Raw genomic sequence first — 4,801 nt, forward strand, 5'->3', positions numbered from 1 at the left:
GGCCCCACGGCTGTTTCCGCCGGTGGGCGAACTGCCCGCCAGCCCTGGGCCGCGCTCCGACAAACTGCCCTACCGGATGCTCGCCGGGGCCCTGTTGACCCTGGCCGTGACCCTGTTGGCCAGCACCGTCGGCGAACGCTGGAGCGGCATGCTCGCGGTGTTCCCGGTGCTTGGCAGCGTCCTTGCGGTGTTCTCCCATCAGAGTCGTGGCGTGGCCTTCACCACCGTCCTGCTGCGCTCCCTGACCACCGGCCTGTACGCCTTTGCCGCCTTCTGCCTGGCCCTGGCACTGGCCCTGCCCCCGCTGGGCATGCTCGCCTTCGCGGTGGCGCTGGCAGCGTCGATGCTGGTCCTGGGGCTGAGCAAGCGGCTGTTGCGAGCCACTGTGCAGGAGCCGGCTGGCCGGCGCAGGGGCCCTTGAGTCTTGCACCGGGCTGGCGGAAGTTTTCGCTGGCCAGCCAGCTCCTACAAGCCTTGGCTGGCCGTCATCGGAGCCGCGCTGAAAAATCCTTGTGGAGCAGGCCGCAACGGCCGTGGGATGATGCGCGCCTTTGATCACTGCCCGGAGATTGCGCATGTCATCTTTCGCTAGAAAAGCCCTGGTCCTGGTGTTCGCCGCCGTGGCGGGCCTGGGCGCGCTGAACGCGGTCGCCGCCAGCAAATCCGCGGCCAGGCAGGCCTCGGGGGAGAAGGTCGCAGTCCTCGACGGCAAGCTCGCCTTCACCCTGCCCAAGGGGTTCAGCGCTTCGGTACTGCCGGCCGGCAGCGAGGCCAATGGCACCGAGGGCGCCAGCGGCACCCTGTATTCCAACGCCACCACCCGTACCGTGGTGATCGCGGCGCAGAACACCATTCCCCATGGGGCCAAGGTCCAGGACAACGACGCCGCCTTTCTCGATGACGCGGTCAGCGGCTTTCTCGCGCAACAGGCCGCGGCGCTGCCGGATTTCAGCAAGCAAAGCGAAAAGAACATGACCCTCAAGGGCCTTGGCGTGCGCCAGATCGACAGCACCGCCACCATGGGCGGCGGCCTGACCCTGAACTCCACCCTGATTGCCGGCTCCGGCACACGCATGGCGGTGATCCAGATAATTTCCCGGGCCACCGACAAGGCCGGCCACACCGCGCTGATGAAGCAGATCCTCGGTCAGTAGACCCCGTGCCGGCTCAGGGGTTGAGCCCCTGCAGCCAGCCCTTGAGGTCGTCGATCTCGGCGTCGCTGATGCTGTGCCCCAGGCCCGGGTAGGCATGGAACTGCGGTTGCAGTGACAACCCCTGCAGCAAGCGCTGGGCATCCACCGCATCGCTGTAGGGCAGGCGCTGGTCAAGGGTGCCATGGCCGATGAAGATGCCCAGGCGCTGCAGGCTCGGGTTGTTCTTCACCTGCGCTGCCAGCACCGGCAGGATCTTCCCGCTCAAGGCGGCGATGCCCCGCACCGACTGCGGATGGCGCAGGCCCACTTCATAGGCCATCACCGCGCCCTGGCTGAACCCCACCAGCACCACCTTGTCCGGCTGGGTCTGGTACTTGGCCAGCGCCGCGCGGACAAACTGGCCGATCAGCTCGGCGCCGCTGGCCAGCTCGCTGGTCACACCATCGTAGGGGCCCTGGCCCTTGCGGTGGAACCACTGGTAGCTGCCCTCCTCCAGGGTCTGCGGTGCCCGCACCGACACATAGGTGTAGCTCGCCGGCAGGCGCTGGCGAAGGCCGAACAGGTCGGCCTCGTTGCTGCCGTAGCCATGCAGGAAAATCACCAGCGGCTGGTTGCGCGGCTCGGCCGGGGCCTGCTCCAGGTACTTGAGCGGCAGGTCATCGTGCAGTACATCGGCGGCCTGCACCCAAGGCGCGGCCAGCAGCGCCAACAGCGCCAGGTAGCGGATCATGTGTAGCTCCTTGAAGGGGTAAAAACGGGTCGCCAGAGCCTAGCACTGCCAGCCCCGAGCGTTCATCTGCCCAGCCCGCGCCAGGCCAGCGGCAAGCACAGCAGCACCGCCAGTGCAAACCCCACCTGGGACAGGTAGAAGGTCTCCAGCCACTGGCCATGGGCCGCCACGTAGAGGCTGTTGTGCAGCACATCCAGCAGGATGATTGCCAGGGTCAGCAGCAGGCCCCAGCGCGGGCGCACCAACAGCAGCAGCGCCGCCAGCGGATCGAACAGCGTCAGGGAGCCCCAGAAGGCCCGGCTGGCCAGGGGCGTGGCGGCGCCGTAGCCATAATCCCAGAGCAGGCCATGCTCGAAGGCGGCGCGCAGGTGATTGAACGTCGCCGCCAGCAGACACAGGGCGAACAGCAGGCGGATGCACAGCGACACTCGGGGCATGGGCACATCTGTCGTAGGAGCCGGCTGGCCGGCGCAGGGCGTGATGCCGGATCAAGGGGTGGGCGCGCTGCAGCTTGCGCTGGCCAGCCAACGCCCGATCGACCCCTGCGGTGGCGGTTCAGTCGTTGATCAGCTTGCCTTCACGAATCGCCTCGCGGCCGGCCACCTTGGCCAGCCAGATGCCCGGCTGGGTGTAGCGCCCACGGTCCAGGGCAAAGAGCACGCCGCTGGTGCCGGCACACACGGTGCTGACGCGATCGCTCAAGGGGTCCACCACTTCGAACAACGCATCGCCACGCTCCACCCACTCTCCGGCATCGCGCAGGAAACTGACCACGCCATGGTGGGGGGCGAACAGGTACTGGGTGCCTTCGAAGGGCATGCCTTCACAGCACTGCTGCGCAGCGGCCGGCCACTCGCCGCTGATCAGCCCCTGTTCGGCGAGAAACCCCAGGATGGCTTCGCAGTTGGCCCGGGCCTGCTGCACCCGGGTGTCGCCCATGCTGCCCAGCTCCAGGGTGGCGGCCAGGTTTGCCGGGGGAATCGCCGCCCGCGGGAAGTCCCGGGCCAGGCGCAGCCAGGGCGCGGAACAGGATTCATCGAAAGAGCTGCCGCCGGAGTCTTCGCACAACAGCGCCACCCCGGCCTTGAGCCGCGCCGCCAGGGACTGCCAGCGAGGCCAGTGCTGGGGCAAGGCATAGAGGTGGATCGCCGCTTCGAAATCGCAATGCAGGTCGAGGGTGATGTCGGCGTCGCAGGCATGGCGCAACAGCAAGCGATGCAGGGCTTGCAGCTGCGAATCAGCCGCTGGCAGCTCATCCAGCACCTGGACCATGGCACGGCGGATCAGGGCGATATTGGCCGTGGCGTCGTCCCTCAGTTGCTTGCCGATCAAGTCGCCCACCGGGCCGCTGAGCTCGACGAAGGCGCGATTGAAATTCTTGCCGCTGCCCAGCTCGAAACGCCCCAGGTGGCTGCCCTGCACCTGCTGGTCGAGGCCGATGGGATTGGCCACCGGCACCAGCTCGACCACTGCCTGCAGGCGCCCCTGGTTCTCCAGCTGCGCCAGGCGCTGCTTGAGCTCCCAGGCAGTGCGCATGCCGGGCAGTTCGTCGGCGTGCAGGCTGGCCTGGATGTACACCTTGCGCGGGCCGCTGCCAAAGCGGAACACACTGAGCTGGCGCTGGGTGCCCAGGTGGCCCCAGGGCAAGGAATGGTCGATGCGTTGCATGGCAACTCCGGAGATCAGAAAAAGGCGTGGCGCAGAATAAAACAGTGGCGCACAAAAAAGGTGGCTGCCGGCCCCCGGCAACCACCTTTTTCAACGCCCGGGCTTACTCGCCGTAGACGTCGAAATCGAAGTACTTGTCCTGCACTTGCTTGTACTTGCCGTTGGCACGGATCTCGGTGATGGCCTTGTTGAATTTCCCGGCCAGTTCCTGATCCCCCTTGCGCACGGCAATGCCGGCACCGCCGCCGAAGTATTTCGGATCGTTGTACTCCGGGCCCACGAAGGCGAAGCCCTTGCCGGCGGCGGTTTTCAGGAAGCCATCGTCGAGGTTCACCGAATCCGCCAGCAGCGCGTCGACGCGGCCGGAGACCATGTCCAGGTTGGCTTCCTGCTGGGAGCCGTAGCGCACCAGGTCGATACCCGCCGGCACCAGCACTTCGGTGGCGAAGCGGTCATGGGTACTGGCCCGCAGCACACCGACCTTCTTGCCCTTGAGCTCGGTCAGCGGGTCCTTGATGCTGGTGCCGGCCTTCATCACGAAGCGCGCCGGGGTGTGGTAGTACTTGATGGTGAAATCGACGTTCTTCTTGCGGTCGTCGGTGATGGTCATGGACGACAGGATGGCGTCGATCTTCTTCACTTTCAGCGCCGGGATCAGGCCGTCGAACTCCTGCTCGACCCAGGTGCACTTGGCCTGCATCTGCTCGCACAGGGCGTTGCCCAGGTCGACATCGAAACCGGTGAGCTTGCCGTCGGGGGTCTTCATCGAGAACGGCGGGTAGCCGGCTTCGATACCGATACGGATCGGCTTGGCCTCGTCGGCCGAAGCGGTAAAGGAAAACAGCGACAGTGCCAGGGCACCGAACAGCGCAAACTTGTTCATTTATAACTCCAGGAGACGGAGGCTTTTATTGGCTGGTTTCGATTGGGGGGCAAATCGAAGTGGCCAGCAGTCTAGAGCGGCTCCCGGGATGCAAATTGTGTTTATGCGACAAATACTTATAAAAAATATGCGCCCGCGATCCTCTACCTCCTCCCTCGCCCCGGCATGATGCGTTTGTCCCTGAAAATCCCGACGTTCGCCTCAGAACGGGCCATTTTTACCGACACATCCCCGCTAGCCGCAGCCCAAGGCCGCTACCAGCGGAGTCAGCCCTTCAGCAGGCGCAGGACAGATCCGCTCCCTCGCGGCGCGGTTGCCCGGTGCTGAGCTGGAAGCCCTCATCGAGCCAGCCGGTGACACCGCCGA

At 65.8% G+C, this 4,801-nt stretch carries 5 protein-coding genes and 1 pseudogene; 2 read left to right on the top strand and 4 right to left on the bottom strand.

Annotation, left to right across the window (positions count from 1 at the left end):
• Together F6S12_RS29755 and F6S12_RS29760 are read left to right on the top strand one after the other, a co-directional pair.
• Positions 1 to 421 (top strand): annotated as a pseudogene (locus F6S12_RS29755) (hypothetical protein); the annotation flags it as partial.
• Between the two features lie 154 nt (positions 422 to 575).
• Complete coding sequence (locus F6S12_RS29760) at positions 576 to 1,154, top strand: hypothetical protein (RefSeq protein WP_011060554.1); 579 nt, start codon at positions 576 to 578, stop codon at positions 1,152 to 1,154.
• Positions 1,155 to 1,167: 13 nt separating this feature from the next.
• Here the strand turns inward: F6S12_RS29760 and F6S12_RS29765 are convergent, their stop codons facing one another.
• The 4 genes from F6S12_RS29765 to F6S12_RS29780 all read right to left on the bottom strand — a co-directional run bounded on the left by F6S12_RS29765 (position 1,168) and on the right by F6S12_RS29780 (position 4,435).
• Complete coding sequence (locus F6S12_RS29765; protein WP_315869684.1) at positions 1,168 to 1,884, bottom strand: alpha/beta hydrolase; 717 nt, start codon at positions 1,882 to 1,884, stop codon at positions 1,168 to 1,170.
• 62 nt (positions 1,885 to 1,946) lie between these two features.
• Complete coding sequence (locus tag F6S12_RS29770) at positions 1,947 to 2,321, bottom strand: hypothetical protein (protein ID WP_026020012.1); 375 nt, start codon at positions 2,319 to 2,321, stop codon at positions 1,947 to 1,949.
• Positions 2,322 to 2,439: 118 nt separating this feature from the next.
• Positions 2,440 to 3,552 carry a M14 family metallopeptidase gene (locus tag F6S12_RS29775; protein ID WP_315869685.1) on the bottom strand — a complete coding sequence of 371 codons (1,113 nt, stop codon included), beginning with the start codon at positions 3,550 to 3,552 and terminating at the stop codon, positions 2,440 to 2,442.
• A 103-nt stretch (positions 3,553 to 3,655) separates the two neighbouring features.
• A complete protein-coding gene (locus tag F6S12_RS29780; protein WP_315869686.1) occupies positions 3,656 to 4,435 on the bottom strand; it encodes an ABC transporter substrate-binding protein in 780 nt (259 codons plus the stop codon).
• Between the last annotated feature and the right edge of the window lie 366 nt (positions 4,436 to 4,801).

Origin of the sequence: Pseudomonas sp. JV245A, assembly GCF_032424515.1 — a bacterium.
Classification (GTDB): domain Bacteria; phylum Pseudomonadota; class Gammaproteobacteria; order Pseudomonadales; family Pseudomonadaceae; genus Aquipseudomonas; species Aquipseudomonas protegens.